This is a genomic window from Isoptericola sp. NPDC057559, assembly GCF_042801555.1.
Taxonomy (GTDB): Bacteria; Actinomycetota; Actinomycetes; order Actinomycetales; family Cellulomonadaceae; genus Isoptericola.
The window spans coordinates 33,046-50,105 of the sequence record NZ_JBHVFQ010000015.1 but is presented as its reverse complement, the minus strand read 5'-3'; the positions used below and the strand labels follow the sequence as shown (position 1 = coordinate 50,105).

The window sequence follows — 17,060 nt, the reverse complement described above, 5'->3', positions numbered from 1 at the left end:
CGGTGCCGGGCCCGGCCGCGAGGACCGGGCCCGACGCCGGTGTCAGTCGTGGGCGGCGGCGGTCAGCGCCTCCAGCCAGTCGGCCCAGTAGCCCTTCCACTGCTCGGCCTCGGCCGCGGTGGCGATCCGCTCGTGGGTGGCGGTGAGGCGCAGCCGCCGCCCGGCCGGGTCCAGGGAGACGAGCAGGACGCCGTGCGCGCCGTCGCCGTCGGAGACGCCGAACCGCGGGCTCCGCACGCCCGGCCGCGACCTCGGGGTGAGCGTCAGGCCCGGGACGAGGTCGGCGCGGGCGTCGTCGTCGGCGAGCAGGGCGCGGAGCTGGTCCGGGTCGAGGTCGGTCAGCCGCGACCGGCTCACGGAGAACGTGCCGTCGGGCCGCTGCCCGGGCACGCGCAGCCCGGTGACGCGCTCGTAGCCCACGGTGACGGACTGCGCCCACCACCCCGACACGCCGTGCTGCTCGGCCACCCAGGCGGCGATGGCGGTGTGACCGGCGTCGCGGCCCGGGCCGGCGTCGACGAGCCCGACCCACTCGTCCCAGCCGTGGCCGGTGTTCTCGCGGACGACGTCGTCGGCCACGTCGGGCTGCGAGACCCAGGGGCGGGCACCCGGCGCCGTGCCCGGTGCGGTGGAGGGTGCGGTCCGGGCGAGGAGGGCGCGGCGCGCGGCGCCGTACTTCTCGCCGGTGCGGGTCATGCGTTCGCGGACGCGGCGCTTGAACGATTCCTGCGTGGTCATGAGGACTCCTGTGCTCGCTCGGCGCGCCACCCGCGGCCCGCGCCCGCCGGCAGGCACCGGGGAACACGGTGTCCTGACCCGCGTCGAGCACTCGAGGTCCCCTCTGCCCCCACCGCTCGCGCGGTCCCGGTGGCGCGAGCACCGGTCCGGGGGTCGGGCGGGACGCGCCGCCCTGCCGTCCAGCGTAGGGCGCGCCGCCGACGGCCGCGAGGCAGGCCGGGGTCAGGCCGGCGCGCCGACCAGCTCCCGCAGCTCCTCGCGCGGCACGTTGGCGCCGAACGCCGGGGTGCCGGGCTGCAGCGTCGCGCCGGCGGCCAGCGGGCCCGCGACCAGCGGGTCGAAGCCGAGGCGGTCGACGAGGTCGGTCACCTGCCGCACGTCCTCGGGGTCGTCCCCGGCGACGGCGATCGCCCGGCGACCCGGAGCGCCCGCGGGCCGGGCCCCGGCGTCGAGGTCGTGGTAGCCCATGTGGTTGAACGCCTTGACGACCCGGGACGCCGGGAGGAAGTCCTGCACCAGCTCGCTCGTCGAGGTGGCCGGCTCGGCGAGGTCGCCCCGGTGCCCGTCGACCTCCCACCAGTAGTTCATGGCGTCGACGACGAGCTTGCCGGCGAGCGCGTCCGCGGGCACGGTGCGGTACCTGCCGAGCGGGAGCGCGAGGACGACGACGTCGGACCTCGCCGCGGCCTCCTGGGCGGTGACGGCCTGCGCGCCGGGGGCGAGGACCTCCACCGTCAGCGCGATCCGCCCGGGATCGCCCGAGCCCGCGACGAGCACGCGGTACCCGGCGGCCGCGGCGAGGCGTGCCAGGACGGTCCCGACCTTCCCGGCGCCGAGGATGCCCACGGTCACCTCCCGCTCCGCGGGCGACGGCCCGGTCACGCGGCACCGTCCTGCGCGGCGACCTCGTCGGTCGCGGCGTGCTCGGCGGCGTGCTCGGCGACCAGCTCGCGCACGCGCGGGACCACCTGGGTGCCGTACAGCTCGACGTTGCGCAGCCGGGCCTCGGCGGGCTGGGCACCGGTGGTGTAGATCATGTCGAACCGGCCCACCCCGAGGTCGGTGACCGCGGTCGCGATCTTCCGGGCGACGGTCTCCGGCGACCCGATGTACAGGGAGCCGTGCGCGATCTCGGCGTCGTACTCCTCGCGCCGGATCGGCGGCCACCCGCGGGACGCCCCGATGCGGTCGCGCTGGAGCCGGTAGTGCGGCCAGAAGATCTCGACGGCCTCCTCGTCGGTGTCGGCGACGAACCCGGGGGAGTGCATGCCCACCGGGTGCGTCGTCGTGCCGAGCTGGGCGGTGGCGCGGCGGTAGAGGTCCACGTACGGCGCGAACCGCGCGGGCTCCCCGCCGATGATCGCGAGCATCAGCGGCAGGCCGTAGTGCGCGGCGCGGACCACGGACTGCGGGGAGCCGCCCACCCCCACCCACGTCGACAGGCGGCCCGACTCCGTCTTGGGGAAGACGTCGGCGTCCCGCAGCGCGGGCCGGGTGGTGCCCGACCAGGTGACGGGCTCCTCCTTCAGGAGCTCGGTGAAGAGGTGGATCTTCTCGTCGAACAGGAGGTCGTAGTCCTCCAGGTCGTAGCCGAACAGCGGGAACGACTCGGTGAACGAGCCGCGCCCCAGGATCACCTCGGCGCGCCCGTCCGACAGGGCGTCGAGCGTCGCGAACCGCTGGAACACGCGGACGGGGTCGTCGGAGGACAGGACCGTCACGCCCGAGGCCAGGCGGATCCGCTCGGTGCGGGCGGCGATCGCGGCGAGCACGGTCTCGGGCGACGAGATGGCGTACTCCGGCCGGTGGTGCTCGCCGAGCGCGACGACGTCGACGCCCACCTGGTCGGCCAGGACGGCCTCGTCGACGACCTGGCGGATCGCCGCGGCGTGCGAGACGAGCTCCCCGTCGGCGCCCACGGGGCGGTCGCCGAACGAGTCGAGCCCGAGCTGGAGCGTGGTCATGGTGCCCTCCCGTGGCGGTCCGGGTCGCGGTCCGCCCGATCTGTCGTGCCGGTGTGCGTTCGCGGGGGGTAACGTCGTGATTGACATGTCAATTCCCGAACGGGCGGTGGTCGCATGACGCAGGGCCGGGACGGGGCGCGGCGCTCGCCGACCCTCGACCAGCTGCGCACCTGGCGCGAGTTCGTCGAGGCGACCGAGGCGCTGCGGTCGCGCCTGTCGTCCCGCCTGCAGGCGGAGTCCGGGCTGTCCTGGGCCGACTACGCGGTGCTGCTCGCGCTGCACGACGCCGACGGGGGCTGCCTGCGGTCCTCGGCGCTCGCCGCGGCCGTCGGCTGGGAGCGCAGCCGGGTGTCGCACCAGGTGGGACGCATGGAGCGGCGCGGCCTGGTCGCGCGGAGCGGCGGCCGCGCGGCGGGTGTCGCGCTCACCGACGACGGTGCGGCGTCGTTCCGCCGTGCGTCGGTCGCGCACCTGGGGGACGTCCGGGACCTGTTCGTCGACGCGCTGAGCGACGACCAGCTCGCCGCCGCCGGCGAGATCGCCGTCGCGCTGCGCGCGTCGCTGGAGGGAGCGCCGGACGCCTCGGAGGACCGGGCCGTGTGACGAGGCGCGCGTCGGTGGGCCGTGCCACGCTCGTCGCATGTCCACCACGTCCGGGCGCGTCCCGGTGACCCCTCTCGTCGACCTGCACGGCCGGTCGGCCTGGAGCGTGCTCCCGCCGCTCATCCTCGGCTTCTTCATGATCATGGTCGACACGACGATCGTGAACATCGCCATCCCCACGCTGACCGAGCAGTTCTCCGCCTCCCTCATCGAGGTGGGCTGGGTGAACAGCGCCTACCTGCTCTCGTACGCCGTGCTGATGCTCCTGGCCGGCCGGCTCGGCGACCGGTACGGGCAGAAGTCGGTCTTCATCGTCGGGCTCGTGGTGTTCACGACGTTCTCGTTCCTCTGCGGCTTCTCCGGGAACATCGGCTCCGCGCCGGAGATCGGCTGGCTGATCGGCTTCCGCGTCCTGCAGGGCGTCGGCGCGGCCATGATGACCCCGCAGACGATGTCGATGATCACGCGCGTCTTCCCGCCCACCCAGCGCGGCGCGGCGATGGGCCTGTGGGGCGCGACGGCGGGCGTCGCGACCATCGCGGGCCCGCTCCTCGGCGGCATCTTCGTCGAGACGGTCGGCTGGGAGTGGATCTTCTACGTCAACATCCCGGTGGGGATCGCCGCGCTGTGGTTCTCCTTCGCGCGGCTGCCGCACCTCCCGTCGCACGGGACCACGATGGACCCGCTGGGCGTGGTCCTGTCGGTGGTCGGCCTCGCGGCCGTCGTCTTCGGCCTGCAGGAGGGCGAGAACTACGACTGGGGCCACATCTGGGGGCCGTTCTCCGTGTGGACGCTCGTGGGGCTGGGGCTGCTCGTCCTCGTCGGGTTCGTCTGGTGGCAGCACCGGCAGGGGCCGCGCGCGCTGCTCCCGTTGCGGCTGTTCCGCTCGCGCAACTTCTCGCTCGCCAACGTCGACGGCATGGTCGTGACGTTCGCCATGATCGGCATCTTCTTCCCGCTGACGATCTTCCTGCAGTCGATCCTCGGCCTGACGCCGATCCAGGCCGCGCTGGTCATGATGCCGGGGTCGCTCGTGTCCGGCGTCGTCGCGCCGTTCGCCGGCCGACTCTCCGACCGGGTGCCGGCCAAGTGGGTGGTGGCGGCCGGCTTCGCCGCGATCGCCGGGGCGGTGCTCTGGCTCGCCGCGGTCCTGGACCCCGACCTGTCGCCGTACGCGCTGCTGTGGCCGATGGCGCTGTTCGGCGTCGGGACCGGCCTCACGTTCTCGCCGCTGTCCAACCTGGCCACCTCGGGGCTCGACGCCCGTACGGCCGGCGCGGGGGCGGGCGCGTTCAACACCAACCGTCAGGTCGGCGGTGTCATCGGCTCCGCCGTCGTGGTGGCGCTGCTGTCCGCGCGCCTCGCGATCACCGTCCCGGCGGCCGCGCAGGACGCCGCGGCCCAGCTGCCGGAGCAGTACCGGCAGCCGTTCGTCGACGGGATCACGCAGGCCAGCGGCAGCCTCGGCACCACGGCGGTCGGCTCGGTGCAGCTGCCCGACGGCGTCCCGGCGTCGGTCGCGGAGCAGGTGGGCGCCGCGGCCCAGCACGCGTTCTTCGCGGGCTTCGCGGACGCCGCCGGCCAGACGCTCCTGCTGGTGGGCGCCGTCCTGGTGATCGGCGTCGTCTGCGCGGCGGCGATGTCGCCCGTGCAGCACCGCGAGCACGTGCCGGCCGAGGCGGACGCGGCCGCCTGAGGCGCCGGACGCGCTCCCGTACGGACGACGGCGCCGCCCCTCCGCACGGAGGGGCGGCGCCGTCGTCGTGCCGGGCGGTGCGCCGTCGTCAGGCGGAGATGTCCCCGCTGAAGTCGACGTCCTTGGTCTCCTTCTGCAGCCACAGCGCGACGAAGGTGACCGCGGCCATCGCGGCGAGGTACACGCCGACGAGGACGGGGGAGCCGGCCTTCTCCCAGAGCCACACCGCGATGAACGGCGCCACGGCGGCGCCGAGGATCGACGCGAGGTTGTACGCCACGGACGCGCCCGTGTAGCGGACGTTCGCCGGGAACAGCTCGGGCAGCAGGGCGGCCATCGGGCCGAACGTCAGCCCCATCAGCGTGAAGCCGAGGATGAGGAGCGTCTGGACGCCCACGGTGCCGCCGGCGAAGAGGGGCACGAAGAGCAGGCCGAAGGCGGCGATGGCGCCGGTCACGACCAGCAGCATGGGGCGGCGGCCGTACCGCTCGGCGAGCGGGCCGGACACGAGCGTGAAGATGCCGAAGAAGACGCAGCCCACGATGAGCATCCAGAGGAAGTCGATCTTCTCGTAGCCCAGGCCGGCGGGGGAGCCGTCGGCGGGGTCCGTGGCGGCGATGCCGTAGTTCAGCGTGAACGTCGTCATCAGGTAGAAGAGCCCGTAGGTGGCGACCATGATGAACGTGCCCGAGAGGACCTTGCGCCACGAGGAGCGGAACACCTCGGCCACGGGCACCTTCGCGACGGCCTCGGCCTCGACGACCTTCTGGAACGCGGGCGTCTCGATGAGCCTGAGGCGCACCCACAGGCCCACGATCACCAGGATCGAGCTGGCGAGGAACGGCACGCGCCAGCCCCACGACGTGAACTGCGCGTCCGTGAGGGTCTGCGAGAGGCCGATGAACACCAGGTTGGCGAGGATGAAGCCGATCGGGGCGCCCAGCTGGGGGAACGTGCCCCACACGGCGCGCTTGCCGGCCGGGGCGTTCTCCGTCGCCAGCAGCGCGGCGCCGCCCCACTCGCCGCCGAGGCCGAGGCCCTGGCAGAAGCGGCACAGCACCAGGACGACGGGCGCGAGCACGGCCCATCCCGGGTTCGTGGCGGCGGGGATGATGCCGATCACCACGGTCGCGATCCCCATCGTGAGCAGCGACGCGACGAGCGTCGTCTTGCGGCCCACCCGGTCGCCGAAGTGGCCGAAGAGGACCGACCCGACAGGCCGCGCGACGAACGCGACGCCGAACGCGGCGAACGACGCGAGCAGGGCCGTGGTGCCGTCCTGGTTCGGGAAGAACAGGGCCGGGAAGACGAGCGAGGCCGCGGTCGCGTACGCGTAGAAGTCGTAGAACTCGATGGACGTGCCGATGAGCGACGCGACGATGACGCGGCCGCGCGAGTTGACGGCCGGCGTCGGCGTGCTGGGGGCTCCCGACGTGACGGAGGTGGACATGGTCGGCGACGGTACGCCCGCCGGTCCGCATCATGAACACGTGTCTCGGAATACGAAATCGTCCGCCCTGCGAGGGGGTGCCCGGCGCGTGAAGGTGTGGTGAACGTGGATACGGCTCCCCGGGAGCGTGTTGGCACCACCGGGCCGGGCGGGGCAGGATCGACGGCGCGCTGGGACCGCGACACGGACGACGTCCCAGCACCACTGCACTCGGAACGACGGGACGAACACGACGACATGAACGATCTGCTGCACGTGAACGGCGGGACCCCGCTCGAGGGCACCATCACGGTGCGCGGGGCGAAGAACTTCGTCTCGAAGGCGATGGTCGCGTCCCTCCTGGGAGAGTCGGCGAGCGTGCTGCGGAACGTCCCGCAGATCCGCGACGTCGCGGTGGTCACGGGCCTGCTCGAGCTGCACGGCGTGAACGTCAAGGCGGACCCCGACGCGGGCATCCTCGACCTCGACCCCTCGAACGTGGAGTCCGCGCACGTGGCGGACATCGACGCGCACGCGGGCTCGTCGCGGATCCCGATCCTGTTCTGCGGCCCGCTGCTCCACCGGCTGGGCGAGGCGTTCATCCCCGACCTGGGCGGCTGCCGGATCGGCGACCGGCCGATCAACTACCACCTGGACATCCTGCGGCAGTTCGGCGCCGTCGTGGACAAGATGCCGAACGGCATCCAGCTCCGCGCCCCGCGCCGCCTGCAGGGCACCAAAATCTCGCTGCCGTACCCGTCCGTCGGCGCCACGGAGCAGCTGCTGCTCACGGCCGTGCGCGCGGAGGGCATCACCGAGCTCACCGGCGCGGCGATCGAGCCCGAGATCATGGACCTCATCGCCGTCCTGCAGAAGATGGGCGCGATCATCTCCGTCGACACCGACCGGGTGATCCGCATCGAGGGCGTGGACCGCCTCGACGGGTACTCGCACACGGCGCTCGGCGACCGGATCGAGACGGCGTCGTGGGCGTCGGCGGCGCTGGCCACCGGCGGCGACGTGACGATCAAGGGCGCGACGCAGCCGGAGATGATGACGTTCCTCAACACCTTCCGGAAGGTGGGCGGCCGGTTCGACGTGGCCGAGGACGGCATCCGGTTCTGGCACCCGGGCGGCGACCTGCGCTCGATCGTCCTGGAGACCGACGTGCACCCCGGGTTCATGACCGACTGGCAGCAGCCGCTCGTCGTGGCGCTGACCCAGGCGAAGGGCCTGTCGATCGTGCACGAGACGGTGTACGAGAACCGGTTCGGCTTCGCCGACGCGCTGCGCAAGATGGGCGCCACCATCCAGGTCTACAAGGAGTGCCTGGGCGGGCGGGCCTGCCGGTTCGGGCAGCGCAACTTCCAGCACTCGGCGGTCATCTCGGGCCCGACGCCGCTCAGCGCGGCCGACATCGAGGTCCCGGACCTGCGCGGCGGGTTCTCCCACCTCATCGCGGCGCTGACGGCCAAGGGCACCTCCACGGTGCGCGGCATCAGCCTCATCGACCGCGGGTACGAGAACTTCCAGGAGAAGCTGGTCTCGCTCGGCGCCGACGTCTCGCGGGGCTGACCCGCGGCGTCCGCCGCACGGCTGACACGGTCGGTCGGCACGGGCGGGTAGGCTCTGAGCCCGTGCCGATCGCCCGACCTGACTCCCGTGGTTACCGCGCCGTCGCGCGGATCGTGCGGCCCCTGCTGTTCTCGATGGTCCGCTACGACTGGGACGGCGGGGAGGAGAACCTGCCCCGCGACGGCGGCTTCATCGCCGCCGCGAACCACGTCACGGAGTTCGACGCCCTCACGCTGGCGCACTACCTCTTCGACAAGGGGTTCGAGCCGCGGATCCTGGCCAAGCGGGGGCTGTTCACCGCGCCGGTCGTCGGCTCCGTGCTCCGCGCCACGCGGATGATCCCCGTCGACCGGGGCACGGCGGCGGCGGCGGGGTCGCTCGAGGACGCGGGCGCGCAGCTCGGCCACGGCGCGTGCGTCGCCATCCTGCCGGAGGGCACCCTCACCCGGGACCCGGACCTGTGGCCCATGGAGGCCAAGACCGGCCTGGCGCGGATGGCCCTGGCCAGCCGCCTGCCGGTGGTGCCGGTCGCCCAGTGGGGGGCGCACAAGATCCTGCCGCGGTACGGGCGCCTGCTGCGCCCGTGGCCGCGCAAGCGTGTGACGATCGTCGCCGGGCCGCCCGTGGACCTGTCCGACCTGTACGACCGGCCGCTCGACACGCAGGTGCTGCGCGAGGCCACCAACCGCGTCATGGACGCGATCGCGGTGCAGCTGGGAGAGATCCGCGGCGAGACCCCGCCGGCCGTCCGGTTCGACCTGCGCAAGCACCCCGAATACGAGAAGAAGCAGACCCACTACCCACCCGTGGAGCGCCCTTGAGCAACGACCTGACCACCGAGCTGCCGATCGTCCCGCGCCCGGCCGTCGTGCCGCTGCCCGTCGCCGTCCTCGGCTCGGGGTCGTGGGGCACGACGTTCGCGAAGGTCCTGGCCGACGCCGGGTGCGACGTCCGGCTGTGGGGGCGGGACGCCGTGGTGGCCGACGAGGTCACGACCGCGCACCGCAACGAGAAGTACCTGCCGGGCATCCAGCTGCCGCCGATGCGCGGCACCACCGACGCGGCCGCCGCCCTCGCCGGGGCGCGGATCGTCGTCGTGGCGGTGCCGTCGCAGGTCGCGCGGGACACGCTGCGCGGCCTGCGCGAGCTCGTCGAGCCCGACGCGGTGATCGTCTCCCTCATGAAGGGCGTCGAGCTCAGCACCGACCAGCGGATGAGCGAGGTCATCGCCGAGGCGCTCGACGTCCCGGCGGCGCGCGTCACCGTCGTGTCGGGCCCCAACCTGGCGCGGGAGATCGCCGAGGAGCAGCCCACCGCGACCGTCGTCGCCGGCACGGACGAGGCCGCCACGCGGCTCGTCGCCGAGGCGTGCACCACGCCGTACTTCCGGCCGTACCTCAACAGCGACGTCATCGGCGTCGAGCTGTGCGGCGCCGTGAAGAACGTCATCGCGCTGGCCGTGGGCATGGCTCAGGGGCGTGGCTTCGGCGACAACACGACGGGCACCGTCATCACGCGCGGCCTGGTCGAGATCACGCGGCTCGGGCTCGCGCTCGGGGCGGACGCCGCCACCTTCGCCGGCCTCGCCGGCATGGGCGACCTCGTCGCGACCTGCGCCTCGCCGCTGTCGCGCAACCACATGGTCGGCCGCCGCATCGGCGAGGGGCGCACGCTGGAGGAGGCGGTCGAGGCCACCGGCACGACGGCGGAGGGCGCCAAGTCGTGCCGGTCCGTGCTGGACCTCGCGGGCAAGCACGGCGTCGACATGCCGATCACCGCCGGGGTCGTGGCCGTCCTCTACGACGGCCTGCCGGTGGAGGACATGGCGCGCGGCCTGCTCTCCCGCCCGCAGAAGTCCGAGGGCGTCGGCGCCTGACGCGTCCGGGGCGCGGGCGCCGTACGGTGGCGGGATGACCTCCACGACGCCCCGCCCCGTGCTCGTGCTCGACGTGCTCGGCACGCTGGTCGACCAGGCCGGCAGCCTGGCCGCCCAGGTCCGCGACGTCGGCCTGGACGCCGCCGCGGCGGAGCGGGTCGTGGAGACGTGGCTGGCGCGCGTCGCGGAGCGGGAGCGCGCCGTCGTCGACGGGCGCGAGCCCTTCGAGCCGAGCCACGCCCTGGACCGCGAGGTGCTGGCCGGGCTGGTCGACGAGGGCGCGCTGCCGGCCGGCGCGGACGCCCGGCTCGCCACGGCCGCGCACCGCCTGAGCCCGTGGCCCGACAGCGCCGCGGGGACCGCGAGGCTCGACCGCGACTTCACCGTCGTGGGCCTGTCCAACGCGGACCGGAGCACCCTGGCAGCGCTGCGCGACGGCGCCGGGCTGCGCTGGGACGGGGCCCTGTCGGCGCAGGACGTGGGCACGTACAAGCCCGCGCCGGACCTCTACGCCGCGGCCGTCGAGGCCACCACCATGCCCGGGGCGGGCGCGCCGGTCATGGTGGCGGCGCACGCGTGGGACCTGCGGGCCGCGGCCGAGGTCGGGATGCGCACCGCGTACGTGCCGCGGCCGCAGGGCGACCCGCCGCGCCCCGGCGAGACCTTCGACGTGCACGCCGCCGACCTGGGCGACCTGCACGAGCAGCTGCTCGCCGGCGCGCTCGGCTGAGCTCAGGCGCCGGCGGCGCGCAGGGCCTGGTCGAGGTCGGCCCACAGGTCCTCGACGTCCTCGACGCCGACCGAGAGCCGCAGCAGGTCCTCGGGGACGGTGGGGGACTCGGTCGCGAACCGGCGCCGGCGCTCCAGCGTGGACTCGACGCCCCCGAGCGAGGTGGCCGGGACCCAGAGCCGGACCGCCGCCACGACGGCGTCCGCCGCGGCGGGCCCGCCGTGGGGGCGCAGGCCGAGCACCGCGCCGAACCCGTTCATCAGGCCGGCCGCGCGCTCGTGCCCGGGGTCGCCGGGCAGGGACGGGTGACGCACCTCCGCGACGCCCGGGTGCTCGGCGAGGCGCCGGGCCAGCTCCGCGGCGCTGGCGCCCGCCCGCTCCACCCGCAGGTGCAGGGTGCGCAGGCCGCGCAGCGCGAGCCACACCTCCATCGGCCCCGGGATCGCGCCGTGCATCGTGCGGTACGCGCGCAGGCCGGCGCCGATCGCGTCGTCGCTCGTCACCGCGGCGCCGAGCACGACGTCGGAGTGGCCGGCCAGGTACTTGGTCACCGAGTGCACGACGACGTCCGCGCCCAGGTCCAGGGGGCGCTGGCCGAGCGGCGTCGCGAACGTGTTGTCCACGACCGAGCGCACCCCGCGCTCGCGCGCCGCCGCGAGGATCGCGGGCAGGTCCGCGACCTCCAGCATGGGGTTGGTGGGCGACTCGGCCAGCAGCACCGTGGCGCCGTCGAGGGCGGCCACCACCTGGTCCGTGTCCGCCACGTCCACGCGCCGCACCTCGACGCCGCGGGTGGCGGCGAGGTCGTCGAGGTAGCCGAGCGAGACCTGGTAGGCGTGCCGCGGCACGACCACCGCGCCGCCCTCGGGCACGTGACCGACCGCCGCGATCACCGCGGCCATCCCCGAGCCGAAGACGACGCCGTGCGACGCGCCCTCGAGGGCCGCCAGGGCCTCCTCGAACGGGTGCCACGTCTCGGTGTCCATCCGCGTGTACAGCAGCTCGCCCGGGCCGGAGACGCCCTGGTTCACGTACGTGGAGCTGAGCACGACCGGCGGGTTCACGGGCCCGCCCTGCGTGCGCGGCGGACGCCCCGCCGTGACGGCGAGGGTGGCGAGGGAGAGGGAGCCCTGGGGGTCGTGCGTCATGGCCGCAGGGTACGACGACGGCCCGGGGCGCCGCGGATCCGTTCGGCAGGCGGTGGATCCGGTCGGCAGCCGCCCCTGCCGATCCGATCCACCGCCTGCCGACCAGATCCGGCAGATCAGGAGGGACGCGGCTCGACGAGGCGCGCGAGCAGCTCGACCAGCAGCCGCTCGACCAGGGGAGCGGGCAGCGCCTCGACCAGGGCCAGCAGCGGCGCCATCGGCCCGACGCCGGGGGCCGCGTCGGGGTCGCCGCCCACGGCGCCCAGGCCCACCGCGTCCAGCAGGGCGGCGGCCGTCGCGGAGTCGAGGGGCGCCGTGAGGTCGACGGAGGGCAGCGCCCCGAGCAGCGCGCCGGCGTCGGGCCGGGGGCGGCCGCGGACCTCGTCGGCCGCGGCGCGCAGCACGGGCACCAGGTCGCCGAGCACGCCCTCGGTGACGGGGGTGACGGTGAGGTGGGTGGTGTGCGGCAGGCGGGTGCCGTCGGCCTGGTCCAGGCCGGGCTGGGCCTGGAGCGTCCAGCCGCGCGCGCCGACGGCGTCCGCCCACACGTGCGGGTCCACGCGCCGGTCCGCGGGGACGGCGTCGTCCGCGGCGACGGCGAGCAGCGGACCGACCGGGGAGCCGACGACGCGCAGCCCGTCGATCTCGCCCACGGCGTCGCGCAGGGCCAGCGTGGCGCGGCGCGCCCGGCCGGCGAGCGTCGCGAGCCCGTCCGTGCCCAGGGCCTGCAGGATCGCCCAGGCCGCGGCGAGGGGCCCGCCGGACCGGGAACCGAGCAGCGTCGGGTTGACGACGGGGTAGCCGGGCCAGCGGGTGGTCGCGAAGTACTGCGCGCGCTGCCGGTCGCGGTCGCGGTGCAGCAGCACCGAGGCGCCCTTGGGCGCGAACGCGTACTTGTGCAGGTCGGCGCTCAGGCTGGTGACGCCCGGCACGCGCAGGTCCCACGCGGGCAGGCCGGGCCAGAACGGCAGGGCGAATCCGCCGATGCAGGCGTCCACGTGCACCGGCACCCCGGCGGCGGAGGCGAGGGCCGCGACGTCGGCCACCGGGTCGGCCGCGGCGTGCGGGTAGGACGGCGCGGAGACGACCACGAGCGCGACGCCGTCCGCGCCGCCGGTGCCGTCGTGCAGGCGGGCGCCCAGCGCGGCGGCCTCGACCGCCCCGGCGGCGGGCCCGTCCGCGGCGACGGGCACGAGGTCGAGCTCCAGCCCGTACAGGTGGGCGGCCTTCTGGAACGCGGCGTGCACCGTCACCGGGGCCACCAGGCGGGGTCGGGCCTCGCCCGGGCGGAGGCCGCGGGCGGCGAGCCAGGTGTCGCGCGCCGACTGGACGGCGAGCAGGCAGCTCTCCGTGCCGCCGCTGGTCACCGTGCCGACGGTGTCGTCGTCGCCGCCCAGCAGGTCGCGCGCGAACGCGACGACGTCCCGCTCGAGCGCGGCCACGGAGCCGAACGTCGTCGGGTCGAGGCCGTTGACCGGCTGCATGGCGCGGACGGCGCCGGCGGCGAGCTCGTCGAGCTCCGGCACGCCCGGGTCGTAGACGTAGCTGAGCACGCGCCCGCCGTGGGTGGGTGCGTCCCGGTGCCGCAGCGCGGCCAGGGCGGCAAGGACCGCCTCCGGGGGGTGCTCCAGGTCGAGGGCGGCGTCGGGCAGGGCGGGGCGGTTCACGGGGTCTCCTGGTGGTCGGGCGTGCCGGGGGTGGGGAGGCCGTCGGCGGGGCGGGCGGCGTCGACGTCGCGGCGGCGCAGCGGGTAGCGGCCGAGCGGGAACAGGCTGGCGGCCACGAGCGCCGCGGGCAGCACGCTGAACGCGGCGACGATGCCGAGCACGGCGGCGCCGGGCTGGGCGACCGACTGCCCGCCGGTGGACTCGACGTAGCCGGTGACCGCGAGCACGACGGTGAGCAGCGTGGTGCCGAGCGCGATGCCCGTGGTCTCGCCGGCCGTCCAGACGCCGCCGAACGCACCGGCCCGGTCGGAGCCGGTGGTGCGGGCGTCGTGGGCGATGACGTCGGGCAGCATCGCCATCGGCAGGGACTGCATGCCCGCGTACGCGGCGCCGGCCAGCGCCACCGGCGCGTACACCCAGGCGCCCGGCGCCCAGGCCAGCGGCAGCAGGGCGAGCGCGGCGACGGCGAACAGCCCGGAGGCGAGCCGGAACGCGCGCTCCTTGCCGACCCGGCGGGCGAGCACGCCCCACACCGGCGTCACGACCAGGGCCGGCCCGACCAGGGCCACGAACAGGAACGTCACGGCCGCGGTGTCGCGCAGCACCCAGGTGGCGACGTACTGCGCGCCGGCGAGCATCGCCCCGGTGGCGAGCGCCTGCAGCACGAACGTGCCGAGCAGCGTGCGGAACGGGCGGCTCGTGCGCAGGAGCCCGAGCCCCTCGCGGTAGTGGGCGGCGAGCCGGGCGCGCGCCGGGACGGGCCGCGGTGGCGCGGGCGGTCCCGCGGACCTCTCCACCGTCGAGGCGACGAGCAGCGCCGCGCCGAGCACCAGGCCGGCGGCCAGGGCCATGACCAGGTAGCCGAGGCGCTCGTCGTCGCCGCCCAGCCCGCGCAGGGCGGGGCCGCCGCCCCCGAACAGCAGGATGGCGGCGGTGAGCACCACGACCCGTGCGGTGAGCAGGCGGGTGCGGGCGTCGTAGGTGTCGGCGAGCTCGGCCGGCAGGGCGATGTACGGCACCTGGAACAGGCTGAACGCCGTCGCGGCGGCCAGGAACGCGAGCAGCACCCACACCGCCGCGCCGGCGGGCGCCAGGCCGCCCGGCACGGCGAACGTGAGGACGAAGAACACGGGCAGGGCGACGCCGCCCGCCACCATGAGCCGGCGGCGCCGGCCGGTGCGCGCGCGCTCACGGTCGCTGGCCGCGCCGATCAGGGGGTCGATGACCACGTCCCAGACCTTCGCGGCGGTGACCAGCAGGCCCGCGACGGCCGCCGTCACGCCGAGGGTGTCCGTGAGGTAGAAGACGAGCACCAGCCCGGGCAGCGTGGCGAACCCGCCGGTGCCGACGGACCCGACGGCGTACCGGGCGACCGTGCCCCTGCGCAGCGTCATGAGCGGGGATCGTAGCGCTCCGGCGGGAATGTTCCGGACGCCGTCGGGCTTGTGCGATCTGTGACCCAGGCGACCACCACGCACCCCGACGTCCCGCTCGGCTCCCTCGACCTCGACGCGGCGCCGCTGGTGCTCGGCGGCAACGTCTTCGGCTGGACGGCGGACGACGCCGCGTCCTTCGCCGTCCTCGACGCGTTCGCGGACGCCGGCGGCCGGATGATCGACACGGCCGACGTCTACTCCGCGTGGGTGCCGGGCAACTCCGGCGGCGAGAGCGAGCGCACGATCGGGCGCTGGCTGGCCCGCACGGGCCGGCGCGACGACGTGCTGGTCGCGACCAAGGGCTCGCAGCACCCCGAGTTCCGCGGGCTGGCGGCGAGCACGGTCCGCGCCGCCGCGGAGGCGTCGCTCGAGCGCCTGGGCACCGACCGCATCGACCTGTACTACGCGCACTTCGACGACGCCGAGACGCCGATCGAGGAGACCGCCGCCGCGTTCTCCGCGCTCGTCGACGACGGCCTGGTGCGCGAGATCGGCGTCTCCAACTACACGCCGGAGCGGATCGACGAGTGGTTCTCCGCCGTCGACGCCGGCGGGCTGCACCGGCCCGTCGCGCTGCAGCCGCACTACAACCTCGTGGAGCGCGGCTTCGAGGACGGCCTGCGCGAGGCGGCCGCGCGGCACCGCCTGGGCGTGCTGCCCTACTACGCGCTGGCGTCCGGGTTCCTCGCCGGCACGTACCGCGACGGCGAGACGCCCGACAGCCCGCGCGCGCAGGGCGCCGCGCGCTACCTCGACGACCGCGGCCGCCGCGTGCTGGCCGCCCTCGACGAGGTCGCGGCCGTGCAGGGCGTGCCCGTCGCCTCCGTCGCGCTGGCGTGGCTGCGCCAGCAGCCCACCGTCGTGGCGCCCGTCGCGAGCGCCCGCCGCACCGGGCAGCTCGAGGCGCTCCTGCGGTCGACGACCCTCGAGCTGAGCCCGGACGAGCTCGCGCGGCTGGACGGCGCCTCCGCCTGACGACGCGGTGCGGCGTCAGTCCTCGAGAGGGCCGAGCACGGCCTGCGCGACGGTGGAGTGCGCCGACTCGTCGTCGGACGGGTGGAAGATCCCGGCCAGCACGTCGCGGTAGAGGCGCCCCAGCTCGGAGCGGTTGAAGTACGTGGACCCGCCGGAGCAGCGGATCGCCTCGTCGACGACCTCCCGGGCCGTCTCGGTGACGCGCACCTTGAGCCCCGCCGTCGAGCGGAAGAAGCCGGCACCCTTGTCGACCTGCGCGTCGACCTCCCCGGCCACCAGGTCGAGCTGCGGCCACAGGCCGTCCAGCGCGAGCGCGGCGGTGCCGATGCGCCAGCGGATGTCGGGGTCCTGCGAGTACGCCTTGCCCGTCTTCATCGACCGGCGCCTGTTCACGGTCTCGACGGCGAGCGCCAGCGCGCGGTCCGCGATGCCGAGGTACACGGACGCGAGCAGGATCTCGAAGCTCGTGAAGATGCCGAGCACGTACGGGTCCAGGCTCGGGCCCGGCGCGATGCGGCGCAGCACGCGGTCCGCGGGGGCGTGGGCGCCGTCGAGCACCGTGGTGCAGGACTGCGACGCCCGCATGCCGAGCGTGTCCCAGTCGTCCTTGATCTCGAAGCCGCCGCCGTCGCGGGTGACGAAGGCGTGCACGATGCGCGGGTCGTCGGGGTCGGTCGCGTCGTCGAGGCCCATGACGCCCAGGCGGGTCCAGCCGGGGGAGTTGGACGTGAAGATCTTGGTGCCGTGGAACGAGTAGCCGCCCTCGCCGTCGGGGCGGGCCTCGGTGCGCGAGCCGAGCAGCACCAGGTCGTTGCCGGCCTCGGAGTAGCCGAAACCGAACACCTCGCCGCGCGCCGTCTCCTCGAGCAGCCAGTCGAGGGAGCGGTCGCCGCGCTCGTGCAGGAACCGGGCGACGCCCACCCACACGTGGTGCATGTTCACCGCGAGGGCGGTCGCGGGCGCCGCGCCCGCCAGCCTGGCCTGCTCGCGCGCGGCCTCCCGCAGGGTGAGCCCGGCGCCGCCGAGGTGCTGGGGCACCATCGCCGCGAGGTAGCCCGCGGCCTTGAGGTCCGCGAGGTCGTCGGCGAAGAACGTGTTCTCGCGGTCGTGGGTCGCCGCCCGGCCCCGGACGGTCTCCAGGAGCTCGTCGGTGAGGATCTGACGGGGGGCCGAGAACGGCGACGGCGCGTCGTACGGTGAGGGCGCAGGCATGCCCTCACCGT

General features: G+C 75.1%; 15 protein-coding genes. 7 read left to right on the top strand and 8 right to left on the bottom strand.

The window, feature by feature from the left end; genetic code table 11:
* Positions 1-42: 42 nt before the first annotated feature.
* The 3 genes from ACFU5J_RS14665 to ACFU5J_RS14655 form a co-directional block, all read right to left on the bottom strand.
* Complete coding sequence (locus ACFU5J_RS14665; RefSeq protein WP_430579202.1) at positions 43-738, bottom strand: DUF4287 domain-containing protein; 696 nt, start codon at positions 736-738, stop codon at positions 43-45.
* A gap of 222 nt (positions 739-960) precedes the next feature.
* On the bottom strand, positions 961-1,620 hold the full coding sequence (locus ACFU5J_RS14660; protein ID WP_430579201.1) for an NADPH-dependent F420 reductase: 660 nt from the start codon (positions 1,618-1,620) through the stop codon (positions 961-963).
* On the bottom strand, positions 1,617-2,702 hold the full coding sequence (locus ACFU5J_RS14655; protein WP_430576302.1) for an LLM class flavin-dependent oxidoreductase: 1,086 nt from the start codon (positions 2,700-2,702) through the stop codon (positions 1,617-1,619). The genes ACFU5J_RS14660 and ACFU5J_RS14655 overlap by 4 nt, the downstream gene beginning before the upstream one ends.
* A gap of 114 nt (positions 2,703-2,816) precedes the next feature.
* Between ACFU5J_RS14655 and ACFU5J_RS14650 the strand changes: the two genes are divergently transcribed.
* On the top strand, positions 2,817-3,305 hold the full coding sequence (locus ACFU5J_RS14650) for a MarR family winged helix-turn-helix transcriptional regulator (RefSeq protein ID WP_430579200.1): 489 nt from the start codon (positions 2,817-2,819) through the stop codon (positions 3,303-3,305).
* Positions 3,306-3,342: 37 nt separating this feature from the next.
* Positions 3,343-5,001, top strand: coding sequence for a DHA2 family efflux MFS transporter permease subunit (locus ACFU5J_RS14645; protein WP_430576300.1), 1,659 nt, complete (start codon positions 3,343-3,345; stop codon positions 4,999-5,001).
* A gap of 88 nt (positions 5,002-5,089) precedes the next feature.
* On the opposite strand, the gene ACFU5J_RS14640 is transcribed toward ACFU5J_RS14645, so the two are convergent.
* Complete coding sequence (locus tag ACFU5J_RS14640; protein ID WP_430576299.1) at positions 5,090-6,451, bottom strand: MFS transporter; 1,362 nt, start codon at positions 6,449-6,451, stop codon at positions 5,090-5,092.
* 237 nt (positions 6,452-6,688) lie between these two features.
* Here ACFU5J_RS14640 and murA point away from each other — a divergent pair, with 237 nt between their 5' ends.
* From murA to ACFU5J_RS14620, 4 genes are all read left to right on the top strand, one after another.
* Complete coding sequence (gene murA, locus ACFU5J_RS14635) at positions 6,689-8,005, top strand: UDP-N-acetylglucosamine 1-carboxyvinyltransferase (protein ID WP_430576298.1); 1,317 nt, start codon at positions 6,689-6,691, stop codon at positions 8,003-8,005.
* Between the two features lie 62 nt (positions 8,006-8,067).
* On the top strand, positions 8,068-8,826 hold the full coding sequence (locus tag ACFU5J_RS14630; RefSeq protein WP_430576297.1) for a lysophospholipid acyltransferase family protein: 759 nt from the start codon (positions 8,068-8,070) through the stop codon (positions 8,824-8,826).
* Complete coding sequence (locus ACFU5J_RS14625; RefSeq protein WP_430576296.1) at positions 8,823-9,881, top strand: NAD(P)H-dependent glycerol-3-phosphate dehydrogenase; 1,059 nt, start codon at positions 8,823-8,825, stop codon at positions 9,879-9,881. The genes ACFU5J_RS14630 and ACFU5J_RS14625 overlap by 4 nt, the downstream gene beginning before the upstream one ends.
* Positions 9,882-9,915: 34 nt before the next feature.
* Positions 9,916-10,611, top strand: coding sequence for a haloacid dehalogenase type II (locus ACFU5J_RS14620; RefSeq protein WP_430579199.1), 696 nt, complete (start codon positions 9,916-9,918; stop codon positions 10,609-10,611).
* Between the two features lie 2 nt (positions 10,612-10,613).
* On the opposite strand, the gene ACFU5J_RS14615 is transcribed toward ACFU5J_RS14620, so the two are convergent.
* From ACFU5J_RS14615 to ACFU5J_RS14605, 3 genes are all read right to left on the bottom strand, one after another.
* On the bottom strand, positions 10,614-11,759 hold the full coding sequence (locus ACFU5J_RS14615) for a trans-sulfuration enzyme family protein (RefSeq protein WP_430579198.1): 1,146 nt from the start codon (positions 11,757-11,759) through the stop codon (positions 10,614-10,616).
* A gap of 116 nt (positions 11,760-11,875) precedes the next feature.
* A complete protein-coding gene (locus tag ACFU5J_RS14610) occupies positions 11,876-13,426 on the bottom strand; it encodes a pyridoxal phosphate-dependent decarboxylase family protein (protein WP_430579197.1) in 1,551 nt (516 codons plus the stop codon).
* Complete coding sequence (locus ACFU5J_RS14605) at positions 13,423-14,820, bottom strand: MFS transporter (protein WP_430579196.1); 1,398 nt, start codon at positions 14,818-14,820, stop codon at positions 13,423-13,425. Before ACFU5J_RS14605 ends, ACFU5J_RS14610 begins: the two co-directional genes overlap by 4 nt.
* Before the next feature lie 60 nt (positions 14,821-14,880).
* Between ACFU5J_RS14605 and ACFU5J_RS14600 the strand changes: the two genes are divergently transcribed.
* On the top strand, positions 14,881-15,837 hold the full coding sequence (locus tag ACFU5J_RS14600; protein ID WP_430579195.1) for an aldo/keto reductase: 957 nt from the start codon (positions 14,881-14,883) through the stop codon (positions 15,835-15,837).
* Between the two features lie 15 nt (positions 15,838-15,852).
* Here the strand turns inward: ACFU5J_RS14600 and ACFU5J_RS14595 are convergent, their stop codons facing one another.
* Positions 15,853-17,049, bottom strand: coding sequence for an acyl-CoA dehydrogenase family protein (locus ACFU5J_RS14595; RefSeq protein ID WP_430579194.1), 1,197 nt, complete (start codon positions 17,047-17,049; stop codon positions 15,853-15,855).
* Positions 17,050-17,060 lie beyond the last annotated feature (11 nt).